The organism is Pedobacter anseongensis, from assembly GCF_037482965.1.
Classification (GTDB): domain Bacteria; phylum Bacteroidota; class Bacteroidia; order Sphingobacteriales; family Sphingobacteriaceae; genus Pedobacter; species Pedobacter anseongensis.
On record NZ_JBBHKB010000001.1, the window covers coordinates 175981 to 200718 of the forward strand.

26 protein-coding genes are annotated in these 24738 nt (G+C 37.0%); 16 read left to right on the plus strand and 10 right to left on the minus strand.

What is annotated here, in order from left to right:
• Window positions 1–74: 74 nt before the first annotated feature.
• Window positions 75–1889 (minus strand): MutS-related protein, encoded by a 1815-nt coding sequence (locus WG904_RS00790; RefSeq protein WP_339577397.1) that lies wholly within the window; start codon window positions 1887–1889, stop codon window positions 75–77.
• A 44-nt stretch (window positions 1890–1933) separates the two neighbouring features.
• Between WG904_RS00790 and rlmH the strand changes: the two genes are divergently transcribed.
• A complete protein-coding gene (gene rlmH / locus WG904_RS00795; RefSeq protein WP_339577398.1) occupies window positions 1934–2407 on the plus strand; it encodes a 23S rRNA (pseudouridine(1915)-N(3))-methyltransferase RlmH in 474 nt (157 codons plus the stop codon).
• 207 nt (window positions 2408–2614) lie between these two features.
• On the opposite strand, the gene WG904_RS00800 is transcribed toward rlmH, so the two are convergent.
• Complete coding sequence (locus WG904_RS00800) at window positions 2615–3154, minus strand: DUF5606 family protein (RefSeq protein ID WP_339577399.1); 540 nt, start codon at window positions 3152–3154, stop codon at window positions 2615–2617.
• A gap of 75 nt (window positions 3155–3229) precedes the next feature.
• Entirely contained in the window at window positions 3230–3691 is a 462-nt protein-coding gene (locus WG904_RS00805) for a peptidylprolyl isomerase (protein ID WP_339577400.1), read from the minus strand.
• A gap of 174 nt (window positions 3692–3865) precedes the next feature.
• On the opposite strand from WG904_RS00805, the gene WG904_RS00810 reads away from it, so the two are divergent.
• Complete coding sequence (locus tag WG904_RS00810; protein WP_431844401.1) at window positions 3866–5128, plus strand: asparagine synthetase B; 1263 nt, start codon at window positions 3866–3868, stop codon at window positions 5126–5128.
• A 91-nt stretch (window positions 5129–5219) separates the two neighbouring features.
• On the opposite strand, the gene WG904_RS00815 is transcribed toward WG904_RS00810, so the two are convergent.
• The 3 genes from WG904_RS00815 to lpxK are packed head-to-tail and all read right to left on the minus strand — an operon-like array spanning window position 5220 to window position 9074.
• Window positions 5220–7235 (minus strand): putative porin, encoded by a 2016-nt coding sequence (locus WG904_RS00815; protein ID WP_339577401.1) that lies wholly within the window; start codon window positions 7233–7235, stop codon window positions 5220–5222.
• Window positions 7235–8050 (minus strand): purine-nucleoside phosphorylase, encoded by an 816-nt coding sequence (locus WG904_RS00820; protein ID WP_339577402.1) that lies wholly within the window; start codon window positions 8048–8050, stop codon window positions 7235–7237. The genes WG904_RS00815 and WG904_RS00820 overlap by 1 nt, the downstream gene beginning before the upstream one ends.
• Window positions 8022–9074: a tetraacyldisaccharide 4'-kinase gene (gene lpxK / locus WG904_RS00825; protein WP_339577403.1), complete on the minus strand. Its 1053-nt coding sequence runs from the start codon at window positions 9072–9074 to the stop codon at window positions 8022–8024. The genes WG904_RS00820 and lpxK overlap by 29 nt, the downstream gene beginning before the upstream one ends.
• An 84-nt stretch (window positions 9075–9158) precedes the next feature.
• On the opposite strand from lpxK, the gene pruA reads away from it, so the two are divergent.
• On the plus strand, window positions 9159–10790 hold the full coding sequence (pruA, locus tag WG904_RS00830; RefSeq protein WP_339577404.1) for an L-glutamate gamma-semialdehyde dehydrogenase: 1632 nt from the start codon (window positions 9159–9161) through the stop codon (window positions 10788–10790).
• A gap of 52 nt (window positions 10791–10842) precedes the next feature.
• Here pruA and WG904_RS00835 read toward each other — a convergent pair whose 3' ends face one another.
• From WG904_RS00835 to WG904_RS00850, 4 genes are all read right to left on the minus strand, one after another.
• Entirely contained in the window at window positions 10843–11502 is a 660-nt protein-coding gene (locus WG904_RS00835; protein ID WP_339577405.1) for a carbonic anhydrase, read from the minus strand.
• A 59-nt stretch (window positions 11503–11561) separates the two neighbouring features.
• On the minus strand, window positions 11562–12197 hold the full coding sequence (locus tag WG904_RS00840; RefSeq protein WP_339577406.1) for a carbonic anhydrase: 636 nt from the start codon (window positions 12195–12197) through the stop codon (window positions 11562–11564).
• Window positions 12198–12202: 5 nt separating this feature from the next.
• On the minus strand, window positions 12203–13807 hold the full coding sequence (locus WG904_RS00845; RefSeq protein WP_339577407.1) for a SulP family inorganic anion transporter: 1605 nt from the start codon (window positions 13805–13807) through the stop codon (window positions 12203–12205).
• Between the two features lie 249 nt (window positions 13808–14056).
• Window positions 14057–14395, minus strand: coding sequence for a hypothetical protein (locus tag WG904_RS00850; protein WP_339577408.1), 339 nt, complete (start codon window positions 14393–14395; stop codon window positions 14057–14059).
• A 149-nt stretch (window positions 14396–14544) separates the two neighbouring features.
• Here WG904_RS00850 and WG904_RS00855 point away from each other — a divergent pair, with 149 nt between their 5' ends.
• The 13 genes from WG904_RS00855 (at window position 14545) to WG904_RS00910 (ending at window position 24719) form a co-directional block, all read left to right on the plus strand.
• Complete coding sequence (locus WG904_RS00855; RefSeq protein WP_339577409.1) at window positions 14545–15783, plus strand: porin; 1239 nt, start codon at window positions 14545–14547, stop codon at window positions 15781–15783.
• A 62-nt stretch (window positions 15784–15845) separates the two neighbouring features.
• The gene (locus WG904_RS00860) at window positions 15846–16265 is read left to right on the plus strand and encodes a BRO-N domain-containing protein (RefSeq protein ID WP_339577410.1); all 420 of its coding nucleotides are present in this window, start codon (window positions 15846–15848) and stop codon (window positions 16263–16265) included.
• A gap of 6 nt (window positions 16266–16271) precedes the next feature.
• Window positions 16272–16484, plus strand: a complete 213-nt coding sequence (locus tag WG904_RS00865; protein WP_339577411.1) for a hypothetical protein — start codon at window positions 16272–16274, stop codon at window positions 16482–16484.
• A gap of 151 nt (window positions 16485–16635) precedes the next feature.
• Window positions 16636–18177 carry an acyl-CoA carboxylase subunit beta gene (locus WG904_RS00870; RefSeq protein ID WP_339577412.1) on the plus strand — a complete coding sequence of 514 codons (1542 nt, stop codon included), beginning with the start codon at window positions 16636–16638 and terminating at the stop codon, window positions 18175–18177.
• A gap of 25 nt (window positions 18178–18202) precedes the next feature.
• Window positions 18203–18643 (plus strand): GNAT family N-acetyltransferase, encoded by a 441-nt coding sequence (locus WG904_RS00875; protein ID WP_339577413.1) that lies wholly within the window; start codon window positions 18203–18205, stop codon window positions 18641–18643.
• 68 nt (window positions 18644–18711) lie between these two features.
• Window positions 18712–19851: a M42 family metallopeptidase gene (locus tag WG904_RS00880; RefSeq protein WP_339577414.1), complete on the plus strand. Its 1140-nt coding sequence runs from the start codon at window positions 18712–18714 to the stop codon at window positions 19849–19851.
• 157 nt (window positions 19852–20008) lie between these two features.
• Window positions 20009–20275 carry a hypothetical protein gene (locus WG904_RS00885; protein WP_339577415.1) on the plus strand — a complete coding sequence of 89 codons (267 nt, stop codon included), beginning with the start codon at window positions 20009–20011 and terminating at the stop codon, window positions 20273–20275.
• A 6-nt stretch (window positions 20276–20281) separates the two neighbouring features.
• Window positions 20282–20449: a DUF1398 family protein gene (locus WG904_RS19600; RefSeq protein ID WP_431844402.1), complete on the plus strand. Its 168-nt coding sequence runs from the start codon at window positions 20282–20284 to the stop codon at window positions 20447–20449.
• Entirely contained in the window at window positions 20446–21054 is a 609-nt protein-coding gene (locus WG904_RS00890) for a CDP-alcohol phosphatidyltransferase family protein (protein ID WP_339577416.1), read from the plus strand. The genes WG904_RS19600 and WG904_RS00890 overlap by 4 nt, the downstream gene beginning before the upstream one ends.
• A 118-nt stretch (window positions 21055–21172) precedes the next feature.
• Window positions 21173–21937 (plus strand): YHYH protein, encoded by a 765-nt coding sequence (locus tag WG904_RS00895; protein ID WP_339577417.1) that lies wholly within the window; start codon window positions 21173–21175, stop codon window positions 21935–21937.
• On the plus strand, window positions 21909–22499 hold the full coding sequence (locus WG904_RS00900) for a toxin-antitoxin system YwqK family antitoxin (RefSeq protein ID WP_339577418.1): 591 nt from the start codon (window positions 21909–21911) through the stop codon (window positions 22497–22499). Before WG904_RS00895 ends, WG904_RS00900 begins: the two co-directional genes overlap by 29 nt.
• Window positions 22471–23127, plus strand: a complete 657-nt coding sequence (locus WG904_RS00905) for an SCO family protein (protein ID WP_339577419.1) — start codon at window positions 22471–22473, stop codon at window positions 23125–23127. Before WG904_RS00900 ends, WG904_RS00905 begins: the two co-directional genes overlap by 29 nt.
• Window positions 23128–23168: 41 nt before the next feature.
• On the plus strand, window positions 23169–24719 hold the full coding sequence (locus WG904_RS00910) for a helicase HerA-like domain-containing protein (protein WP_339577420.1): 1551 nt from the start codon (window positions 23169–23171) through the stop codon (window positions 24717–24719).
• Window positions 24720–24738 lie beyond the last annotated feature (19 nt).

Sequence of the window (24738 nt, forward strand, 5' to 3'; positions counted from 1 at the left end):
GCTTTAACCACCGAGAACAAGAGTTAACTCAGTGAAAAAAGAGGTTTACACCCCATTCTCAGTGTAAACGATATTTATTCCAGCGATAACCCAATCTCTTTCAATAAAATCGCCGCATTAAAAATGGTACACGGCCCACCCTTTAATTTATAGTCGAACTCCATTTCGCCTTGGTTAATCTGTATATCAAAATGAAAATTACGGATACTTCGATCATATAGGTCTTTTAACTCCGACAATTGTAAATCGTGCGTTGCAAATAGCGTTGAGGTTTTTAAGTAGATTAATCGTTCAATAAACACCTTCGAACCCATAAATTTATCCCTACTATTGGTACCTCGCAACATTTCGTCAATTAAAACGAAAGCATTTTCATGCAGAGCAACTTGGGTTAATATCATTTTTAATCGATTTAACTCGGCTTTAAAGGTCGACGTATTCTCATTTAACGAATCTTTAATTCGCATATAGGTTAGCAACTTAAAAATAGAAAGTTGCATTCGTTCAGCACAAACAGGTGCGCCAAGGTAAGCTAAAACCATATTAATACCTACCGTACGCAGAAATGTACTTTTGCCAGCCATGTTCGAGCCGGTTATGATATCGACAGTTGGTGAAGCAGATACATCAAAGTTATTGTCTACTCTTTTTATGGAGGGAATGAGTGGGTGGCCAAGTGCCTGTGCAGAGAAGAAAAAATCATCTTCGATAACTGGAAATGTCCAATTTGGATGGTTATGTGTTAACGTGCTAATGGCAATCAGTTCTTCAAAACTGCCAATACGATCTAAACCATTCTCAACTTTTGACGCGGCCGCTTTATGCCATTGATCTATTTTAATACAGCACCTTAAATCCCATAAAAAGAAAAAATTTAATAATGCACCTAGTAAAATATTTAACCTAGCATCAAAAGCTTGGATAATTTTGGCTAACTTTTTAATCTCTTCGCTTACTTTATCACTCGATTCAAAAAGATTTTTTATGTAAGGGCTTTCCCATGCTTTTGCTTCTGTCCAGCCAATAGCCTCTGCATAATCGTTCAACACCAAAGCACTTCCGCTAAAACCATAATACACTGCATTAATCCATTTTGTGTAATAATACATGATAGATGCATGAATTAAGGCCACCAACGACAAAAATCCCCATAGTTTTCCGCCAAATAAAACCGCTAAAACCAACAAAGAAATAGTAAGGATTGGGAGTAATTTTACATACATCCTCAAAAGTTTGTTTTGGGTAAAAAGTAACTGCTTAGCCAATTGCTCTTTCAATTTATATTTTAGCTCTTCGATCTTACTAACATTGTGTCCTTTTAAATTTGCTCTAAACTTAAAAGTAGTATCAATTTCGGTTAAAATTTCTTTTACCGCAGCTTGCCTGTCCAAAATGGTATGTTTATCCATTTCTTTACTCAGGTGGCGTGCCAATTCCTCGAGGCCCCTTTTTGTGGTGCAACGATTAATTAGTTCGTATAAGGATGAGTTCCCAAAAATATCTAAATCTGATTCGTATGGATGATTGTTGTCTGCAAAATCACCACCATTGGAATAGCCATTTTCTTTTCCATTTATTACAAGTATTTCGTTTTGATAAATCCATAACAAATTTTTCAAATACGTTTCGTGTTTGCTTAATACATTCTGATTTTTAACAACCACTACAAAAACTGCAATTGGTATAGCTAAAGAAATCCCTAAAATAAATGTTATTGTATCACTATCGGAACTTACAAACCCAATAAATAAAGCTATTTCTACGATCAATAACGCAACTCTAATAAAAGAAAAGCGATCGATTTTTGCCTTAACTGCCGTGATATTGATTTTAGTATCTGATAATAAACTTTCGTATTTGGTTAATATTTCTTGCTGAGTTTTAAACATTATATTTGGGAAGATTATTTGGTAAAGATAGCTATTAAACTAAAATGAAGATTACGTTAATTGCCATAGGTAAAACCGAAGACAAATATTTAATTGAGGGGATTGAAAAATACCTTAATCGATTAAAACACTATATAAATTTTAACTTGGTAATTATTCCTGATGTTAAAAACACAAAAAATTTAACCGAAGCACAGCAGAAAAACAAAGAAGCCGAAGCCATTCTTAAACAAATTACAAATAGTGATGTTGTGGTATTAATGGATGAGAAAGGTAAAAAGCACAGTTCGGTTTCCTTTGCGAATTATTTAAACAAGCAAATGGTTGGCAGTGTGCAACATTTAGTGTTTACTATTGGTGGCCCTTATGGTTTCGACGAGAGCATTTACAAACGAGCAAACGCGACTATTTCTTTATCGGATATGACATTTTCACATCAAATGGTACGGTTATTTTTTGTGGAGCAATTATACCGGGCGTTTACGATTTTAAAAAATGAGCCCTATCACCATGCGTAAGTATGGAATCAAAACAATTTAAACATCATTCTTAAAAAAGAATCTATGTTACCTAGCGATTATAAAAGAAAATATAAATTCAGAACGAATACGTCTAAAGAGAGAAGGTACTTCAATATAGCGATTTGGGTTACGCTTATCGTGTTGATGATCTTGTGGTATTTGATTAACTAATTAGCAAATTTGCTAATTAGCTAATCAAGAAAATTAAACGCCTTTCTTACTTGTCATGCTCGCCTTTTTCGGCGGTGCCGACGATTTTGCGGTTGGAGCTTTTGCGTTATTAGGTTTAGCTTTTATAGTAGCTTTTGGTTTCAAATCTATCTTATCTTCTACGTTTACTGCTTCTTCTTCTAAACTTGGTGCAGCTTCAGTAAATAAGGGTAAATCCTTTAACAAATTATACCATACTATTATTTTCTTCATATCTGAAGAATATACTTTTTCTTTGTCGTACCCTGGGGCAACCTCGTCAAAAAATGCCTTTAATGCATTTCCATCAACTTTAGCGTCGGGAACATTTTTATGACCTGCAATTTTAGCAAGTACATCAATTAATTTTATTTCTTGTTCTTCACCGTAAATGGTAATATCTTCTAATGAAGCCAATTTCGTTGTCGAAACGTTTGCAACAATTTTTAATTTTTGTGCATCTAAGCCTTCTAAAACATAACCGCCTTTGTTCTGACCAATTAGTTTAAATAATCCAGGCCTACCCGATACTGCTACAATTCCTCTTAAGTTCATATTTATTAGTATAGCGTAGTGAGTATTTCGTAGTGCGACTGATCTCAGCACGCAATACGCTACACTCATTACTATTTAGTCTTCTATAAGTTCAATACTCGTAATCTTATCGCCTTGTCTAATCTCGTCTACAATGTCAACATTCTCAACAACCTTGCCAAAACAGGTATGATTACGGTCTAAATGTGCTGTATTTGCTCTGCTATGGCAGATAAAAAACTGCGATCCACCAGTATTTCTACCTGCATGAGCCATTGATAACACACCGCGATCGTGATATTGATTTTCGCCATCCAACTCACAATCTATCTTATACCCTGGGCCACCAGTTCCCGCCAAATGTGCTTTTGCAGGATCTTTCGAATTCGGGCATCCACCTTGTACCATAAAATTTGGAATTACACGATGAAAAGAAATACCATCATAAAAGCCTTCACTAGCTAGCTTTTTAAAATTTGCAACGGCTTTTGGAGCATCATTTTCATAAAACTCAACCGTCATATTGCCCTTTTCGGTTTTAATTATTGCTTTACTCATAAATCTATTTGTGAGCGGCAAATTTAGTAAATAGAAACGATTAGCTACACTATTCGTGTATAAATCCTGTTAAGAAAGTTAAATTCATATAGAATAGTGTATTTTAACGTTTTAAAAGCAATATAATTTTAAAATGGACTGCAAAAAATTTACATTCGTTTGGGATTTCATATGATGAACTTGAAGAAATTTAATCTTTTACTGTTATTTACGCTTTTCTTTTTTGTGGCGCGGGCATCTTCTATTCTAATTTATATGGACGAGGGCCAGAAAAACCATTTAAAGGCTTATGGAATTGCCTATTGGAGCATAAAGCAAAAAGTTGAGGTAGATTGGCTACTTAATTATCGTGGGGGCAGCTTTTTAGTGAAATATGTAAAAGCAGTAGAAGATGAGTGTAAAATACGTGGGGTTTCTTACGAGGTTCTTGCCGACGGCAAAACAAATGCAATACTAAACGAAATCAGTAATCCAGATGTGAACATGGAGATGGTGAAGTTAGAAAAAGAGCCTAAAATTGCCGTATACTCTCCAAAAAGCAAATTGCCATGGGACGATGCGGTAACTTTAGTACTTACGTATGCCGAAATACCGTACGATATTATCTACGATGATGAGATTTTAAGAGATAAGCTAACCTCATACGATTGGCTACATTTACACCATGAAGATTTTACTGGGCAATATGGCCGTTTTTGGACGAATTATAGAAATGCCTCCTGGTATCAAGATGATGTAAAGTATCAAGAAGCAGCAGCAAAACGGAATGGATTTAAAAAGGTTTCTGAGATGAAACTTTCCGTAGCAAAGCATATCAAAGAATTTTGCGCCGGAGGAGGGTTTCTCTTCGCCATGTGCTCTGGAACGGATAGCTTCGACATTGCTCTGGCTGCCGAAGGCGTAGATATTTGTGAAAGTATGTTCGATGGTGACGGAACTGACCAAAATGCACAACAGAAAGTAGATTACAATAAAAGTGTTGCTTTTAAAGATTTTAGATTGGAAATGAATCCTGAGCAATATGAATTTTCCGATATCGATGTCACCCGATCACGTAATTTTAATGAATCGAACGACTTTTTTACGCTATTCGATTTCTCTGCGAAATGGGATTTAGTACCTACTATGCTAACCCAAAATCACGAAAAGGTAATCAAAGGCTTTATGGGACAAACTACAGCATTTAAAAAGAGCTTAATTAAGCCAAGTATCACGGTTTTAGGCGAAAATAAAGGCGGTGCCGAAGTACGCTATTTGCATGGAGAAATTGGCAAAGGACAATTTACATTTTACGGCGGTCACGATCCCGAAGATTATCAACATCAAGTAAGCGACCCCCCTACAGATCTAAGTTTACACCCCAACTCTCCTGGTTATCGTTTAATTTTAAATAATGTATTGTTTCCTGCCGCAAAGAAGAAGCCGCAGAAGACGTAGTCTTTATGTAATCTTAAGTCTGTAGTCATACGTCTTAAGTCAATTTTACCTCTTGATATACACTCCAGACTGACGACTCAAGATCCCCTTCCTAGTCATAAAAATTCCAAGTTAACCCAAACTTAAATAACTTATCTTGCATGGGATAATCGTTAACAGTATAATATCCGTTAGAAAATAACTTTTGGTTGGCATAATCATATTTAATAAACAAATTTGCTCTACGTAAGCTGGCTTTTACCCAAACATCTATAACGGGCTTCGAACTAAAACGAACAGAGGGGCCATTATAAAACTGGCTTGCTGCTGGCGAATAAGACAAAGCAGTATACATCGTATTGTATCTTACATCGAAACCAATTTGCGTTTTCAACACCTTAAAAAAGGTTTGATCCTTATATAAACTGTTAAAGGTATACACTTCTGGTGTTCTTAATAGGTTTTCGCTATCGGTTTTTTGATAAACCACATAACCATCGAGGTGATAGCTTCTAAAGGTAAATCTTTTACCAACACTAACTTTTAACAGATTAATTGGTGAACTTTCTTGCATTGGGATAATACTTTTGTCGGTAGCTCCCTGGCCAAAATATAAATAGTTATCAATCAAATAATACCCTGCACTTGCATCAAATTTTAATGCGTCGTTTACATAGGCAAAAGATAAATTTACAATTTTAGTACGATCCAAATTATTTCGTTCATTCCATTGGTAATGATTACCTTTATACTCGTTAAAAATTTCTTCTGGAGATTTATTTTGAACATAGGCACCCATTACAATTCGCCCTGCTTTTTTACTAAGGAGCAAATTACTTTTTGCCTCATACATAAAATCGCCTATATTTCTGCCTTGGAAAATCTGTTGTACGTTTAAATCAAGATCTACTTTGTTGCTGAAACGATAAGTTAAATCGCCCAACAAAGTTACATTTTGAAAAGTATCATATTCATCAAAGAAATTTGTCATATCTCTTTTTACACCGAATTGAGCATAATAGTACAAATCGTGTTTAATTCCAGCATCAATTTTAAGTTCGTTCTTAATGATCGAATTCCCTTTTGCACGCAGAAAAAAACTATAGATAAACTCGTTTTGAATATGCTTTACACTCGTGGAGTCGTTTGTGAAAACCGGATCATATAGCGTTGCTACAGGTAAAACTCTGACTACATCCGATTCAGTTTCATCCTTTTTAAAAGAGTAAGCGCTATTGTCGTAAATAAATGTATGCGAAATTTTATTCGTTGGTAAAATATTCTGTGCGGTATTTTTTCCTGTACTATCTATTCGGCCCACAAAATAGCTTTGCTTTATTAAGAAAGAATTCTTTTTCCAAAACTGCTTTGCAGTATAAAGGCGAACTGATTCGGCTAGTTTATCTACCAGTTGATTGCCGCCTGGCGAGAAAATTTCTTGATTAATAATGGAGCCGTTTTCTTGCGCTTTTAATGTATTGAAAACGCCATCTACCCATAAATTATATCGGTTATTTGGCGATTCATACCAGGTAAAGAACGAAGCATTTAAGTGGTCACCCCGCTGATGATTATACACCCCATTTGCACCGATGCGATTATAATTCGCTCCAGCATTCCAGTTTTTCTTGATATTTTGGGTGTGGATAAGCTTCAACATTTGCTCTTTATCTCCACCACTTAGATAAAATACACTGGTAAATTGTGTTCTTGCTTTGTAGAAACGAACGTCTTCGTGATTTAGCACATAATAATCAAACGAGTGAAAACCAGCGTCGAAACCTATGGTTTTAGGAGGGTCGAACAAAAGGGATTTTGCAGCTAGGCCTAAATTGCCTGTACCCACAGTTGGGCTTCTGGGTTGAACCAGCGGACTAAAATTTTGTACACCAACTAAACTGGTATCGATCGGAAGAGTTTGGATACTATCTTTTGTTAATTTTAAGGTAGTGTAGCGAATGTACTTTGAATTAAATACAATCGAGTCTTTTTCGCCATCTACTACTTTACGCAACGAATCTTGCACTTTTCTATTTGCATTAATCGTAGTCTTTAAGTCCTGCGAAAAAGCAGTCGAAAAGCAAACAAATAGTCCTAAAAAACTAAATATAGCTGTTATCTTACGCATTATAAAACGGAGATTAATTTGCTCAAAATCGTAGTCATTTTAGGCTCTGCCTTTGCTGCCGTTTCTATTATTTCTTCTAAACTAACAGGCAATAAAATTTCTGGAAAACCCTCATCGGTTAAAACCGAAATGGCAAAAACTGGCAAGTTCATGTGATTAGCAACGATAATTTCGGGTACCGTACTCATTCCTACAGCATCCCCACCAATAATTCTTAAATACTTATACTCTGCTTTTGTTTCTAAATTCGGGCCAGTAACGGCTACATAAACACCTTGGTGACAGGTAATGTTTTGATCCTTTGCAATTTTTAACCCTTCGTTAATTAATTTTCGATTATAAGGTTCGCTCATATCTGGAAAACGCGGACCAAGATCCGAATCGTTTATTCCGCGAAGTGGACTTTCAGGTTGGAGGTTAATATGATCGTTTATAATCATTAAATCTCCTTTCTTAAACTGCGGATTTAATGAGCCCGCAGCATTTGAAACCAATAGATGTTTTATTCCTAAAGATTTTAACACACGAATTGGGAAGGTAATTTGCTTCATACTATAACCTTCGTAATAATGAAGCCTTCCTTGCATCGCTACTACTTTTTTCCCTTCTAATTCTCCAAAAATCAATTTCCCAGAATGAAATTCTAAGGTCGAAATTGGAAAATTCGGAATACTCGAATACATAATACTATGCGAAACTTTAATCTCCCTCACCAAACCGCCAAGGCCAGTACCCAATACAATTCCAACTTCTGGCTCAAAATCGCCTATTTTACGCTTTAAGTATTCAATCGATTCGTTTAGCGCTTGCAACATAGTCTAATATATTTTTATCAAAGGTAAATTTATCCTTTTTGGCCAGTTCAATTTCAATTGGCAAGTAGAATATTGGCAAATTTAACAGTAAATCTCTTAAATTAACATCTAATAAACGCTTACTATCCTTTTCTGTTGTGATGATGGTTTTTTCCTTTGCAGGATGTGCACGAAAAGCATTAACCAAACCTTTTATATTATCGCTCGTAAATTGATGGTGATCTGGATATCGGAAGGAAATAATTTGATCGGAAAGTTGTTTCAAATGATCAAGCAGCGGTTTTGGATTCGCAATTCCTGTAAGCAAAAATATAACCTGACCGTTAACTTCTGGTCCAATTTGATGATCCATCACCCCCACGAGTTGTCCATATCGTATTGAAGAAAAAGAGATTCTTTGCTCTATTGTTAAATCGATTTTTTTACGAATAGCAATCTGGTCTACAATATTAACCGGTACTGGACTCTTAGTTACCAAAACAGCATTAGCCCGATTATATCCTGAAAAAGATTCGCGCAAATTGCCGGTTGGCAATAAAAATTGCCATCTAAACAATTTATCGAACTCGAACAATACTAAATTAAATCCTGCTTTTACAGCCCGGTGTTGGTACGCATCATCCAGTAAAATCACATCATGGGTGCTTATTAATTGATTAATTCCATACACTCTGTCTTCACAAACGGCTACCGTTACATTTTTAAACTTATGATAGTATTGCAAAGGCTCATCACCCACGGTTTGTGCTGTAGAATGTTGATCGGCCAAACCAAAACCCTTTGTTTTACGACCATAACCACGACTTAAAATCGCAACTTTATAATCAGCTAACAATCTAACCAGGTACTCGGTTGTAGGCGTTTTTCCAGCTCCACCAATCACCAAATTGCCAATACAAATAATCGGAATATCGAACGATGTGGATTTAAAAAAACCCCAATCATACAGCTTGTTCCTTATTTGAGTAATGAAACCATAAATAATGGAAATAGGAAATAGGAAATAGCGTAAAATAGAAATCATATCTGCGCTCAAAAGTAGGGATAAAACTATAAATCCTATAATCTTAAAATCCTAGTCCTTATCTTTGTATCCAAATTAATTTTTATGCTTAAAGGATTTTTCAACGTACCAACCCCTATCAACGAACCAATTTTAGGTTATGCACCTGGAAGTAAAGAGCGAGAATTGTTAAAAACTGCATTAGCTGATGCACGTGCAACTGTAATTGATATCCCGATGTATATTGGAGCAGAGGAGGTTCATACCGAGCAAAAAGGTAAAGTTACCCCCCCTCACGACCATCAACATGTGTTGGCTCATTTTAGCAAAGGAAATAAAAGTCATGTTACTCAAGCAATTGATGCAGCTTTAGCCGCAAAAGCAGATTGGGAAAATTTAGCATGGGAACATCGCGCTGCGATTTTCTTAAAGGCTGCCGATTTAATAGCTGGCCCATACCGTTATAAATTGAATGCTGCCACCATGCTTGGTCAGAGCAAAAATGCTTATCAGGCAGAAATCGACTCAGCGTGTGAATTAATAGATTTTCTACGTTTCAACGTAAGTTATATGTCTGAAATCTACAAACAACAACCTCCAGTTTCGCCAAAAGGCAGCTGGAACAGAGTTGAGCAACGTCCGCTAGAAGGATTTATCTTTGCCTTAACACCATTTAACTTCACCGCAATTGCAGGTAACTTGCCTACTTCTTGTGCCATGATGGGCAATGTAGTGGTTTGGAAACCAGCTAACACGCAAATTTTTGCAGCCAATGTATTGATGCAAATTTTTAGAGAAGCAGGTTTGCCAGATGGTGTAATTAATTTAGTATATGTATCTGGTCCAGATGCCGGTGATGTGATTTTTTCTCATCCAGATTTTGCAGGTATCCACTTTACAGGCTCAACTGGTGTATTCCAAGATATATGGAAAACCATTGGCAATAACATCCATAAATACAAAACTTACCCTCGTATTGTAGGCGAAACCGGCGGAAAAGATTTTATTTTAATACATGGCTCTGCTGATCCAGAAATTTCAAGCACAGCCATTATTCGTGGCGCTTTTGAGTACCAAGGACAAAAATGTTCGGCAGCGTCAAGAACTTATATCGCCAAAAGCGTATGGCCAAAAATTAAAGAATACATGCTTCGCGATTTAGCGACCTTTAAAATGGGTGGAACTGAAGATTTTAGCAACTTCATTAATGCAGTTATCGACGAAAAATCGTTCAACAGCTTAACTAAATATATCGATGCCGCCAAAAAAGATAAAGGCGTAGAAATTATTGCAGGTGGCAATTACGATAATAGCAAAGGATATTTTATCGAACCTACGGTATTAGTGGTCGATGATCCTAAATACACCACCATGTGCGAAGAGCTGTTCGGACCAGTGTTAACCGTTTTTGTATATGATGATAAAGACTTCGATAAAACATTAGACATTATTGATACTACTTCTATATATGCTTTAACAGGCGCTGTAATTGCTCAAGATCGTTATGCCATAGAAAAAGCTACACAACGCTTACGTAATGCAGCGGGTAACTTCTATATTAATGATAAATGTACTGGAGCAGTAGTTGGTCAGCAGCCATTCGGTGGTGCTAGAGGAAGTGGAACTAACGATAAAGCAGGCTCGATGATTAATTTATTACGTTGGGTTTCACCTCGTACCATTAAAGAAACTTTTGATCCACCAAAAGACTATAGATATCCATTTTTGGCAGAGTAAAGTTTAATTAGCTAATTAGCGGATGTGCTAATTAGCTAATTAAAATTTTTTTTTACAAACTTACCTTAAACGCTGGAGAAACATCATCACCACTATAACTGCTTACCTTTAAATCTTTAATTAAGCCTGTTTTTAAGCTATAGACCCATGCATGAACAGCCAATTCTTGTCCGTTTGCCCACGCATTTTGCACAATAGAGGTATTAACTACATTGGCTGCACCTTCTATAGCATTTAATTCTACCAATCTATTCGATCTTGCTTCAGGATCTTTAATTGTTCCCATTTCTCGCTCGTGCATGCGATAAACATCTCTGATATTCCTTAACCAGTTATCAATAATACCCACTTGCTTATTGCCTAAAGCCGCATTTACACCTCCACAGCCATAATGTCCGCAAACAATTACATGTTTTACTTTTAAAACATTAACCGAGTAATCCAATACGCTCAACATATTCATGTCTGTATGAACCACTACATTGGCAATATTTCGGTGAACAAAAATGTCTCCAGGCAAAGTATTCGTAATTTGATTTGCTGGTACACGACTATCAGAACAGCCTATCCACAATACTGGTGGATTCTGACCAGCTGATAATTTATCGAAATAGTTAGGGTCTGATTTAATCATATCCTCAACCCAGTCTACATTGCCTTGTAATAAACTTTTATAGGTAATATCTTTAGTTTCTATTGTTTTTGCGCACATAATTTACTTATTAACCATTTAATATATTTAGCAACAATCAAATATCTTCGTCATTAATGCTATAACCAACTTACAATACCTGTTTCAACATCGTAATTGGCACCCACTATCTTTATCTTCCCATCTTTTTCCAATTGATTTAAAGTGGTACTTTGGCTACGAATATCTGCAATGGTTTGCTTAACATTATGCACGTTCAACCGCTCCAACAACTCATCATTTTTAGATGAGCGCTCCTCTCCTTCTGTGATAATTTTTTCAATAATTGGGTTAAAATGATCTACTAAATGCTTTAGATTTTCCATTCCTGTTTCGCGAATGGCAGCAGCATCTAATCCTCCTTTTAAAGCACCGCATTTTGAGTGCCCTAAAACAACAACTAATTTAGACCCTGCTACGTTACACCCAAATTCCATTGAACCCAAAATATCTTGGTTTACAAAATTCCCAGCAATTCTCACACTAAAAATATCACCTAAGCCTTGGTCAAAAATCAATTCTGCTGAGGTACGACTATCAATGCAACTCAATATTACTGCGAAGGGCCATTGCCCTGCTCTAGTATCATTTACTTGAGCTAATAAATCTCTGTTAGCTTTTAAATTTTGTACAAACCTAGCATTACCCTCCTTTAATATTTCAAATGCTCTTTCTGGGGTAATTGTTGCTTGCGTTTCTGAGGTATGTGCCTTCATTTTTCTTAATTATTAATTTCTTCTACAATCTTGTTATTTAATTTAGGCACATTGTAATGGCTTTTAATATGCTCTAAAGTTACAATAATGCCTTTGGTATACGCATTATGTTTGTAATTAAATATAGTTTCTAAAACATCAGGATCTATGTATCGTGAATTAGATCCATCTATAACTACATTCGTTTCGGCAGGTATTCCAGTTAGCAATACCTGTATTGCCGCCTTGTTTAAGAATGAGACTTCTTCTGCAAGTTTAATTCTGAGGTTCTTTTTATTTCCTTCTTCCTGTATTTTATAAAAATATGGATTTCGCATATTGGTACGAAGCAAGTAAAAAATAGAAACTAACATCCCTACTGCAACACCTTTTAATAAATCGGTAAATACCACTGCCACTACCGTTAACACAAATGGAATAAACTGGTTCCATCCTTTATGATACATGTGTTTAAACAGCGATATTCTTGTTAATTTATAACCTGTAACCAAAAGTATGGCGGCTAGACAGGCAAGTGGAATCATATTAATTAGCGTTGGAATAAACAACAACGACAGCAAGAGCATTAAACCATGATAAACCGCCGACATTTTTGTTCTTGCTCCAGAATTTACGTTTGCCGAGCTTCTCACAATCACAGAGGTCATAGGCAAACCACCCAACATACCGCTCGTAATATTTCCTATCCCTTGTGCAATTAGCTCCCTATTTGTAGGGGTTACCCGTTTAATAGGGTCAATTTTATCTACAGCCTCCACACCGAGCAGGGTTTCTAAACTCGCCACAATAGCAATTGTTCCGCCTATAATCCACACCTCCTTATTCCCTATCGCGTTAAAATCGGGCATACTAAATAGGCTCGAAAACTCACTCCAACTATTCACCACAGGAATAGCTACCATTTGCTCTGGTTTTAAGGCATAAGGTGTGCCTTGAAATACTAAACTTAACACAACACCAAGCACGACCACCACTAATGGAGCAGGAACTACATTTAGCTTTTTAACTTTTGGCCAAAACACAAGGATTAAAATAGCCATTAGGCTGATCACTATAGCTGCTATGCTGAAATGGCTTAATGCATTCCCAATTGCTGAGAATGTATTTTGATCATCGCCTTGAAAAAATTCTTCATCTCCCAAGAAATCACTATCCACACCTAAAGCATGAGGCAATTGTTTTAAAATTAGAATTAATCCAATTGCCGCTAACATGCCTTCGATTACACTCGAGGGAAAATAATTTCCAATAGTGCCGGCCTTAATAAGGCCGAGCACCAATTGAAACGCACCCGCCAAAACCACAGCAAGTAAAAAGGTGGGGTAACTCCCCAACTGGGCAATTGCACCCAATACAATAACGGTTAAGCCAGCTGCCGGACCACTCACACTTAATTGCGAGCCACTCAGAAAGCCTACAACTATTCCGCCTACTATACCCGCAATTAACCCTGCAAATAAAGGTGCACCAGACGCCAATGCAATTCCTAAACATAGTGGTAATGCTACCAAGAATACAACAATACTCGAGGGTAGATCGCGCTTTAAATTCTTTTTTAATATATATTTTTTCACTTCGAACCTAGATGTATTCGACTTTCCACTTTCCATAAAACATGCGTTAAATTTTGCTAATTAATATGAAGGTAAGTTTGTTTTACCTGTTATATTGACTACGCAATGCAACTAGGTATACTACCAGTAAGCTACATCGCTATTTCTTAAAATACTACATCGCTTCGAAAAAAACCCCGAATAAACGACGTAACCATCACAAGTATTTTGCTAAAATCGTAATGATGAACTTATGATATGTTCATCACTGATTAAAACCTACTTGATACTGATGGAAATAAAAAATTATGAAAAGTTGGGTGGAGGTGTGGGTACAGAAGGATGATAGGGATCTACGTACCGTCTTGAATGATTGATAAAGCTATTGGTTATTCCTTTTGAAATGAGTAAGGGAATATAGCTTAAATCATAGCGTTGAAACATTAATTTTTGATCACCAAACTTAACACTTGCTTTACTGGTATCGTCTCCACTGTTTTCGTTTTCGAGCTGCATAATGACAGCATTCATCAAATTCTTATCCAAATGGGCAAAAAATACCGGTGCACCAGAAATTACCATCTTTGCAGTAAAGATGCCCATGAAGGCTAATACAATAAGTACTCGATATTTTCTTAGAAACATTTTTGTTAGTCGGTTTTCTTCAATTCTTCAAAAGTAGTTCCAAAACAATCAGAATGACAAATTTTTAAGTAATAAAAATGTAATATAAAACGGATTTTTTACAAAAAAGGATTTTCTTAACTGTAATTTAGCCGTTCAATCCTGTAAATATGATGAGAAAACTTCTATCTTTTTTATTCCTAACGTGCCCTATTTTAGTCTGTGCCCAAAATAATAATGCACCTTCATCTTACGATGTGCACGATATTAAAATAACTGGCTACTTACAAACTCAGTTCCAAAAAGCACAATCTCCAGGCATTTCCTCTTGGTCTGGGGGCGATTTCGACAAAAATGCAGATAATCGCTTTATGATTAGACGTGGCCGATTAAAAATAGATAGAGTTGATAAATTTTCGAGTATTGTTTTTCAATTAGATGGTACACAAGATGGGGTACGATTAATGGATGCTTTTATCCAACTTCATGCGCCAACACTTCCGGATTTCCGCTTTACTGCTGGATTATTTAATCGACCTTTTGGTTATTCCATTGTTTATTCTTCGGGTTATCGAGATTTTCCTGAGCGTGCAAGAGTCTTTCAAACCCTCATGCCCAGAGAAAGAGACTTAGGTGCAATGATTAGCTTTCAGCCGAAAAAAATCGCCAAATTTTTAACTGCAGAGCTGGCGATGGTAAACGGTAGTGGTTTAAGTGCAAAAGACTACGATTCGGGTAAAGATTTTATAGGTAATCTGAATTTTAAATTTGATAGCCTTGCCAACAAAAAACTACAACTAGGCTTTGGCGTATCCTTTTATAATGGCACGGTTCGAAGCAATACCAAAACTTATTACACTCCCAAAAATGATGGTTTTGATGTAAATACATCAGCCAAAAATGAAAATAGCCACGTGAGGCGCGATTATTACGGTGCAAATTTTCAAATCGAATACGATAGCCCTTGGGGCATCACCGCATTCAAAACCGAATACATTTATGGCAAACAACCGGGAGTTGGTGCATCTGCAAGCATCACAGGACCAGCGGCAAGTACGAGTTTTAATACACAACCCACTGGAAATTTGTATTTACGAAACTTTAATGGCTATTACTTTTGGCTAACACAACGTATCGCTAAAACAAAGTTTACCGCATTAATAGCCTATGATGTTTATGATCCAAATACAGATGTAGAGGAAGATGAGATCGGAATACTAAGCAACAACACTACGGCAGGAGATATAAAATTTAGTACGCTTGGTTATGGAATTACCTATGGTATAAATGCTAGGCTTAAGCTAACTTTGTATAATGAAAATGTAACGAATAAAGCGACACAGCTTAGTAATTATACAAGTGATTTAAAAGACGATGTTTTTACAACACGTTTGCAATACAGATGGTAAAGTTATCAACCATTACACAATAAGTGACTCTTTAAATTTATCTTTATTTAAATAAGGATGTGATGGGCAATATTAAACTTTTTGAGCAAAAACAGGTGCGAAGTTATCGGGATGAAAAAGAAGAGCAATGGTATTTTTCTGTTATTGATGTGGTTGAGGTGTTAACTGGGAGTACAATTCCGAAAAGGTATTGGAGTGATTTAAAAAAGAAGCTTGCATTAGAAGGAAGTGAAGTGTACGATAAAATCGTACGGTTGAAAATGCTTGCAGAAGATGGAAAAAGCAGGGAAACCGATGTCGCAAATACAGCAATATTACTCCGAATTATCCAATCTATCCAAAGCCCAAAAGCCGGACCCTTTAAACAATGGTTGGCGAAAGTCGTTTACGAACGAATGCAAGAGATTGCAAATCCAGAACAAAGCTTAGCACGTGCCAGAGAGAATTGGCAAAAGCTAGGTCGCAGTCAAAAATGGATTTAACAAAGAATGACTGGACAAGAAGCTCGAAATAAACTTACTGATTATTGGAAAGATAATGGGGTCGCAAAAAATAATGAATTTGCATTAACTAACATCATACATGAAAAAGGTTTAAAATCTCATAACCTAAGCGACCACATGTCTGAAGCCGAGCTAATTTTTACTGCTTTAGCCGAACTTTCGACAAGACAAATAGCAGAAACAGATGAGGCTAAATGAGTTGTTGAGAATGCTAAAGCAAGCAAGAAAGGCGGCGCTATCGCAAAAAATGCTAGATTTGCTTTGGAAGCAAAAACTGGAAAAAATGTGGTAACTGGAGAGAACCTTTTGCCTCCAACACATCAAACCAAAAAATTGAAACCGAAATTCGATGAAGAATAAAATAGAAACCCTCCAAAACAAAATAAAAGAAGCCAACTTAGGTGGTGGCGAGGCCAGAATTGAGAGTCAGCATAAAAAAGGTAAACTTACAGCCCGTGAGCGCATTCATTTTTTATTAGATGAAGGCAGTTTTGAAGAAATAGGCATGTTAGTAACTCACCGCAGCACTGATTTTGGGATGGAGCGTGAAAAATATTTAGGTGATGGCGTGGTAACTGGCTATGGAACCGTAAATGGTCGCCTAACCTATGTTTTTTCTCAAGATTTTACTGTTTTTGGGGGATCATTATCAGAAACACACGCTGAAAAAATTTGCAAATTAATGGAGATGGCTATGAAGAACGGTGCGCCATTAATAGGGTTAAATGATAGTGGAGGCGCTCGTATTCAAGAAGGTGTAGTCTCATTAGGCGGTTATGCGGATATTTTTTATCGCAATGTACAAGCATCGGGTGTAATCCCTCAACTTTCGGCCATTATGGGGCCATGTGCAGGCGGCGCAGTTTATTCACCCGCCATAACCGATTTCATCTTAATGGTAGAAAACACCTCTTATATGTTCGTTACTGGACCGAATGTGGTGAAAACGGTGACGCATGAAATTGTAACTTCTGAAGAGCTAGGTGGCGCAACTACCCATGCAACCAAATCGGGTGTTACGCATTTTGCGTGTGCAAACGAACTCGATGCCATCAACCATGTGAAAAAGCTATTGAGCTACATGCCGCAAAATTGCGAAGAAACCGCCAGTGCTTTTCCTTATGAGTCGGGAGATGAAAATCGTCCTTCACTTAATGATTTGATGCCTCAAAATGCCTCTCAACCTTACGATATTCGTGAAATTATTAACACCGTTGTTGATGAAGAGAGCTTTTTAGAAGTTCATGCCGCCTATGCCGAAAATATTGTTGTGGGATTTGCACGATTAGCAGGCAGAAGTATTGGCATTGTGGCCAACCAACCTGCTTATTTAGCTGGGGTACTCGATAGCAATTCATCCACAAAAGCCGCTCGTTTTGTCCGCTTTTGCGACTGCTTTAATATTCCATTATTAGTATTCGAAGATGTACCTGGTTTCTTACCTGGCACAGATCAAGAATGGAATGGAATTATTACCAATGGTGCAAAATTATTATTTGCATTTAGTGAAGCCACAGTGCCAAGAATAACTGTAATTACCAGAAAGGCTTATGGAGGTGCTTACGATGTGATGAATTCTAAGCACATTGGGGCCGATATGAATTATGCTTGGCCAAGTGCCGAAATTGCCGTAATGGGTGCCAAAGGTGCTGCAGAAATTATCTTTAAGAGAGAAATTAGTGCTGCTGAAAATCCTGAAGAAAAATGGCTAGAAAAAGAAAAACTATATTCAGATATTTTTGCTAACCCTTATCGGGCGGCCGAACGAGGGTTTGTAGATGAGGTAATTGAGCCCTCGCAAACTAGAGCAAAATTGATAAAAGCATTTAAAATGCTCGAAAATAAAGTCGTAAATATGCCAAGAAAGAAGCATGGAAATATTCCATTGTAATGGAAAATAGACTTAACTCTTCAAAATGGCAGTCGTAGAACAAATCTTCCCATCCTTAACTTGGCGCATTAGGCACATTACCATGTACCCAGATCAACCGTTCGATTTTGTAAAGCTAGAACATGATTTTGAAGGCATACATTTTGGGATCTATGTGAACCATGAGTTAACCGGCGTAGTCTCACTTTTTATGGATGATGGAATTGGTCAGTTTCGCAAATTAGCGATATTACCAGAGGCACAAAGTAGTGGTTTAGGCTCGCAACTGATGCTTTATTTAATCGACTTTTGTAAGGTGCAAAAACTGACAAAACTTTGGTGCAATGCAAGAGTAAATTCAAAAGAATTTTATACTAAATTTGGCTTCCACGAAACCAATCAAACCTACTCCGCAGCAGGCTTCGATTTTGTTAAGATGGAACTAGAAATACAAGATCGTCATTTCGACGAAACGAGAAAACTATAGAAACAATTAAATAGATTTCTCTTCGCGACAAGCTCATTCGAAAGGACGTTCAACTTAAAAATTTAAAAATGGCAAAGAAGAAACAAGAAGATAGCCTGCCGAAAGCGCAGGAAAACAAGAAAAAGCACGTACCTGTAGTAAACAAAAAATCAGTACAGTTTTTCGAAAAATATATCAATAACGCCGCACCCACAGGTTACGAATGGGAAGGGCAAAAATTGTGGTTAGATTATTTGAAACCTTATATCGACGAAAGTTTTATCGATAATTATGGCACTGCAGTTGGCGTAATTAATCCAAAAGCAAGTTATAAAGTAGTAATTGAAGCGCATGCCGATGAAATTTCGTGGTATGTAAACTATATAACTAGCGACGGCTTAATTTATGTTATTCGCAATGGCGGATCAGATCATCAAATTGCTCCATCTAAGCGGGTAAACATCCACACCGAAAAAGGGTTAGTTAAGGCCGTATTTGGCTGGCCAGCAATACACACGCGCCACGGGGAAAAAGAAGAAGCACCTCAGATAAAAAATATCTTTTTAGATTGTGGCTGCACGAGCAAAGAAGAAGTAGAAAAACTAGGTATTCATGTGGGCTGTGTTATCACCTACGAAGATGAATTTATGATTTTAAACGATCGATATTATGTTGGACGCGCACTAGATAACCGTGCTGGTGGCTTCATGATTGCCGAAGTTGCCCGTTTATTAAAAGAAAACAAGAAAAAATTACCTTTCGGTTTATATATCGTGAATTCGGTTCAAGAAGAGATTGGTTTACGTGGAGCAGAAATGATTGCTCAACGCATTAAACCAAATGTAGCCATCGTAACGGATGTAACCCACGATACCACTACGCCTATGATCAGCAAAATTACCCAAGGTGATTTAGCCTGCGGTAAGGGACCCGTTGTTTCTTATGCACCTGCGGTACAAACCAATTTAAATAAACTGCTGATCAAGGTTGCTGAGAAAAACGACATTCCTTTTCAACGTCAGGCCTCATCACGCTCTACCGGAACAGATACCGATGCCTTTGCCTATTCGAATGGTGGAGTACCCTCTGCTTTGATTTCATTACCTTTACGCTACATGCATACCACTGTAGAAATGGTACACAAAGAAGACGTAGACAATGTAATTAGCTTAATTTATGAGAGTTTACTAAACATTAAAGCTGATCAAGATTTTAGAGAGTTTTCTTAAGGGGAAAAACGGAAAGTCAGAAAGTTCGTAAGACCAAGTGCAAAGAACAACAAGGAAATACCTTTGCGTTCTTTGCGCCCTCTGCGGTTAAAAAATCTAGAAAAAACTCATACCCTCTGTGAAACCCTCAGTGGCCACTGTATTAAAAACTACAAAAATGGAAAAAATTAATCACAAAAAAATCTTAATGATTACGCTCATCAAGATTGTGGGAATGCTCGTTATATTTTTCACAATTAATAACTGGGTGAATATTAAACAGAGTGTTAATGGGGATGTTCCGGTTTTAAATGAATGGATGAACCACGCTTTCACCCCTAGCAATCTTATTGTTGCTGTTATGTTAAGCATCGTTTTTTATATGAATACCCTAAAACACCATAAAGAATTGGCCGAAAAACGTTCAAAATACACAGAAATCTAGCAAATAATGTCTTCCTTTCCTAACGCACGCCCTAAAATTGCGCATTCAAAAGTGAAATCTGAGACTGATTTCAGCAGTTACCTCAAAAAAAGAAAAGCGTTAAATGTAACTACCTATGAGCAATTCGTATCAGACGGAGGTTTTCTGCGTACGTTAATTGACGCGAAATTTTGAAAAGGTACAAAATCCCAATTATTTTAATATACAGCAGATTATTCCTTGGGCTCCTTGCCATTCTATTAAGTGCGCTAAACATTAAGAATTATCCTTTTATCGCTTTCGGAATATTAACTTTGGGCTTTCTTACCGATGTTTTTGACGGCATTATCGCCAGAAAATTTAACATCTCCACACCTAAGTTACGCAGGTTAGATTCAACAATTGATGTTGTATTTTTCTTAAGTATTTCCATTGCAACTTACCTCCAATGTTCCGTCTTTTTTACAGCTAATGCAACCAAGGTATGGATATTACTAGCTTTTGAAGCGCTGACCTATACCATTAGCTATTTTAAATTTAAAAAGGAAATCGCAACCCATTCTATAGGAGCTAAAATATGGACTCTCTTTTTATTTGCTACCCTTGTAGAAGTTATATTTCAGTGCCAATCTATTTTACTGTTTAATTTATGTTTTTGGATTGGCCTGATTACTCGTTTAGAAATTATATGCATTATAGTCGCTATTAAAAAATGGACTAATGATGTGCCTACATTTTATCATGCATTACAACTTCGTAAAGGCAAAGAAATTAAAAGAAATAAATTGCTTAATGGATAATTAATCAGTTCAGCCATTCATATAGGCAGTTCGTCGATAAATTTAAGGCCTAACTAGATGCGCTATTCCATTTTGTGGTAAAAACCATTAACTTTATGTAACCCAATATAACTCTATCATGAAGAAATTAGCACAACTCTTAACCGCTTCTCTAATGGTGATTTCTACTTTTGTAACCTGCAAGAAAAATAACACTGCCGAAGTTACAAATCCCATGGGAACAGCAGAGGTTCCGGCAATCTATAAAAAAATATATGGTGCCCTGAGCATAACCTCAGACGGCACTTACATCACCATTAAAACCAATGGGTTACCCGACCATAAAAGCGTATACTACCCTACTTCAAATGCCCTGTATGAGAATTTTAGCGGAACTACTTTTGGCAACACTACTTTTAATAAAAATCCGAACTCCATAACGTCACAATCGTTAACCTTTAAAATTCCAGCTGATCCTAAACAAGCATCCATCCATGCATCAACCCCATTGGGCCCAATTGGCGTTTCTATAAATGGCGTTCCATTTTTTAATCAATATGCCGCTATGGGGGCTCCACTAACTAATGAAGTTACTAGTTTCGATAAGTACTGGGGGCATCCACAGCAAACTGGACAATACCACTACCATGCAGAACCGCTCTACCTTACTACCGTAAAGGCTTCTAAGTCGGCCTTATTGGGTTTCCTTCTAGATGGATTTCCAGTGTATGGACCCGAAGAAAACGGCACAACCGTAACCAATGCACAATTAGATGCCTACCATGGCCATACAAGTGTAACGTCCGACTATCCGAATGGCATTTATCACTATCACATTACCATTACAGACCCTTATTTAAACGGAACTGGATTTTATGGAACTGCAGGTACGGTTACGCAATAAGATTTTCATCTGCTTGGTTGTATTCACTTTTGGCTGCAATTTGCAAGAAAAGGAACAGCTTTTAATCATCAAGCTAAATGGTACCGATTTAAATTTTACTTCGCAAAACGGGATTATTTTTTATAAACAAAACCCCTATACAGGATTTATTTTCAGGCTTTTTCCAAATCAGACAGATACGGCTATGATAAACGGATATCTTAACGGCAGGGAGCATGGTACTTGGAAAAAATTTTACCCCAATAAAACCCTCCAGGAGATAAGGGTGTACCGCAATGGGAAAAAAGTAGAGAAACTTAATGCCTATTGGGAAAATGGGACAAAAAAATTGGCCTATTCTTTTAATAATGACGAATATGAGGGTCTTTGCCAGGAATGGAATAGAGAAGGCTTATTAATTAAATCTATGCATTACAGCAAAGGCTATGAAGAAGGGGAACAAAAAATGTTTTTCGACGATGGTAAAATACGGTCGAACTATGTGATGGTAAATGGCCGCCGTTATGGTTTGTTAGGCACTAAAAATTGCATCAATGTATCAGACAGTATCCCTAAAAAATAGCTTTTGGTTATTTATGATCTGCTTTATCGGCTGCATAAATAAATCAAATGAAAATCAGTTACCCTATTACAATACGCCAGATTTTAGCGCGGTATTTTTAAATAGTAAAGCGGATGTAGACAAAAAAATTAATCATAAGATTAGTTCATTTTCTTTAACTGACCAACATGGCGATAAAATAACCGATCAAATGATGGAAGGGAAAATTCATGTGGCAAATTTCATTTTCACCAGTTGCAATAGCATTTGCCCTATAATGACCAAACACATGAAAAAATTACAAAGCGAATTTGGGAATAACAAGGAGGTAGCCATGCTTTCTTTTAGTGTAATGCCGTGGATTGATAATGTTGACCGATTAAAAAATTATGCAACCGAAAATCAAATAAAAGCGAAAAACTGGCATTTATTAACGGGCAACAAAACTCAAATCTATAATTTAGCTAGAAAAGATTATTTTGCGGAGGAAGATCTAGGCTATAGTAAAGATAGCACCTCTTTTTTGCACACTGAACATATTGTTTTAGTAGACAAAACGAGGCGCATTCGAGGAATTTATAATGGAACACTCGAATTAGAAGCCAATCAGTTAATCAAAGACATTAAACTATTGTTAAAAGAAGAATAATCCCATAACTTTAGTAATTTAGGTTCGAAAACGAGTAATTTATGAGCGATCAAAAGACCCTCTTTACGGAAAAGATAAAGGCTTCCTATGCACCAATAGGTGCATCTATTTATTTAGGAGCTGGAATATTAAATGGAGAAGTATTAGCAGAGGCCGAGGTAAATTTACCGTTGCGCATGATGAATAGGCATGGATTAATTGCCGGAGCAACCGGAACTGGGAAAACCAGAACCCTACAGTTATTAGCCGAACAATTATCAGATGCCAATGTTCCTGTTTTTATGCTCGATGTGAAAGGCGATCTTTCAGGGCTTTATCAAGAAGGAACGAGCAATCCTAAAATTGAAGATCGCGCCAAACAACTAAACAAGCCCTTTACCCCCACCAGATACCCCGTAGAGTTATATTCGTTAAGTGGTAAACTCGGCACCCAAATGCGTGCAACAGTTACCGAATTTGGCCCGGTTTTGTTGTCGAAGATACTCGAACTTAATGATACCCAAACAGGGGTGCTATCGGTTATTTTTAAATATGCCGACGATAATAAAATGCCTATTGTGGATTTAAATGACCTAAAAAAATTATTAGGGTATTTATCAGAAGGTGCGGGAGCTGCCGAAATTAAAAGCAGCTATGGATCTATTTCTACATCCACATCCAGCACTATTTTACGAAAAATTGTAACCGTTGAACAGCAAGGTTTAGCAGGACTATTTGGCGAGATTTCTTTCGATATTGAAGATTTATTTAATAGAATAGATGGAAAAGGTGTAATTAGTTTATTAACTATTGCTGATGTACAAAATCAACCCAAACTCTATTCTACTTTTCTATTAAGTTTATTGGCCGAAATTTATCAGGCCATGCCAGAGGCTGGTGATTTAGATAAACCCAAATTAGTTTTCTTTTTTGATGAAGCCCATTTACTGTTTAACGAAGCTCCCAAGGCATTTTTAGAACAGGTAAATACCATTATTAGGCTAATCCGCTCAAAAGGAATTGGGATATTCTTCTGCACACAATCGCCAATGGATATACCAGAAACGGTACTAGCCCAACTTGGCAATCGCGTACAACATGCCTTAAGGGCCTTTACTCCAAATGATGTAGATGCCCTGAAAAAAACAGTAAATACCTATCCAAAATCCGATTTCTATGAGATTGATAAGGTGCTTACGAGCTTAGGGACTGGACAAGCACTGGTAACGGTCCTTAACGAAAAAGGTATTCCCACAGAAGTAGCGGCAACGCTGTTAACTCCGCCGAAGGCGGTAATGGGACCTATGGCAGCCATAGATTGTGAAAAATTGATGCAAGCCAGTCTCCTTTACACTAAATACCAAAAAACTGTAGACCCGATTAGCGCATTTGAACTGCTTACCGATCGGATAAACGAGAAAATGGCCGAAGAGCACGAACAAAAAGCTGCCGAAGAAGAACATCAACCACGAGCCGGAGAAAAAACAATTGTAGAACAAGTAATGGGTGCAACCATTACTCGACAAATAGGGAAAGAGATTGTCCGCGGACTTTTTGGTATGCTAATAGGCAAAAAACCACGTTCAAGAAGGGGTGGCATTTTTGGCTTTTAAAACTTACCTTTGAATGATT

Coding starts and splice junctions, on each gene's coding strand:
- WG904_RS00790 (WP_339577397.1), bottom strand. CDS start 1,889: ATGTTTAAAACTCAGCAAGAAATATTAACCAAATACGAAAGTTTATTA.
- rlmH (WP_339577398.1), top strand. CDS start 1,934: ATGAAGATTACGTTAATTGCCATAGGTAAAACCGAAGACAAATATTTA.
- WG904_RS00800 (WP_339577399.1), bottom strand. CDS start 3,154: ATGAACTTAAGAGGAATTGTAGCAGTATCGGGTAGGCCTGGATTATTT.
- WG904_RS00805 (WP_339577400.1), bottom strand. CDS start 3,691: ATGAGTAAAGCAATAATTAAAACCGAAAAGGGCAATATGACGGTTGAG.
- WG904_RS00810 (WP_431844401.1), top strand. CDS start 3,866: ATGAACTTGAAGAAATTTAATCTTTTACTGTTATTTACGCTTTTCTTT.
- WG904_RS00815 (WP_339577401.1), bottom strand. CDS start 7,235: ATGCGTAAGATAACAGCTATATTTAGTTTTTTAGGACTATTTGTTTGC.
- WG904_RS00820 (WP_339577402.1), bottom strand. CDS start 8,050: ATGTTGCAAGCGCTAAACGAATCGATTGAATACTTAAAGCGTAAAATA.
- lpxK (WP_339577403.1), bottom strand. CDS start 9,074: ATGATTTCTATTTTACGCTATTTCCTATTTCCTATTTCCATTATTTAT.
- pruA (WP_339577404.1), top strand. CDS start 9,159: ATGCTTAAAGGATTTTTCAACGTACCAACCCCTATCAACGAACCAATT.
- WG904_RS00835 (WP_339577405.1), bottom strand. CDS start 11,502: ATGTGCGCAAAAACAATAGAAACTAAAGATATTACCTATAAAAGTTTA.
- WG904_RS00840 (WP_339577406.1), bottom strand. CDS start 12,197: ATGAAGGCACATACCTCAGAAACGCAAGCAACAATTACCCCAGAAAGA.
- WG904_RS00845 (WP_339577407.1), bottom strand. CDS start 13,807: ATGGAAAGTGGAAAGTCGAATACATCTAGGTTCGAAGTGAAAAAATAT.
- WG904_RS00850 (WP_339577408.1), bottom strand. CDS start 14,395: ATGTTTCTAAGAAAATATCGAGTACTTATTGTATTAGCCTTCATGGGC.
- WG904_RS00855 (WP_339577409.1), top strand. CDS start 14,545: ATGATGAGAAAACTTCTATCTTTTTTATTCCTAACGTGCCCTATTTTA.
- WG904_RS00860 (WP_339577410.1), top strand. CDS start 15,846: ATGGGCAATATTAAACTTTTTGAGCAAAAACAGGTGCGAAGTTATCGG.
- WG904_RS00865 (WP_339577411.1), top strand. CDS start 16,272: ATGACTGGACAAGAAGCTCGAAATAAACTTACTGATTATTGGAAAGAT.
- WG904_RS00870 (WP_339577412.1), top strand. CDS start 16,636: ATGAAGAATAAAATAGAAACCCTCCAAAACAAAATAAAAGAAGCCAAC.
- WG904_RS00875 (WP_339577413.1), top strand. CDS start 18,203: ATGGCAGTCGTAGAACAAATCTTCCCATCCTTAACTTGGCGCATTAGG.
- WG904_RS00880 (WP_339577414.1), top strand. CDS start 18,712: ATGGCAAAGAAGAAACAAGAAGATAGCCTGCCGAAAGCGCAGGAAAAC.
- WG904_RS00885 (WP_339577415.1), top strand. CDS start 20,009: ATGGAAAAAATTAATCACAAAAAAATCTTAATGATTACGCTCATCAAG.
- WG904_RS19600 (WP_431844402.1), top strand. CDS start 20,282: ATGTCTTCCTTTCCTAACGCACGCCCTAAAATTGCGCATTCAAAAGTG.
- WG904_RS00895 (WP_339577417.1), top strand. CDS start 21,173: ATGAAGAAATTAGCACAACTCTTAACCGCTTCTCTAATGGTGATTTCT.
- WG904_RS00900 (WP_339577418.1), top strand. CDS start 21,909: ATGGAACTGCAGGTACGGTTACGCAATAAGATTTTCATCTGCTTGGTT.
- WG904_RS00905 (WP_339577419.1), top strand. CDS start 22,471: ATGTATCAGACAGTATCCCTAAAAAATAGCTTTTGGTTATTTATGATC.
- WG904_RS00910 (WP_339577420.1), top strand. CDS start 23,169: ATGAGCGATCAAAAGACCCTCTTTACGGAAAAGATAAAGGCTTCCTAT.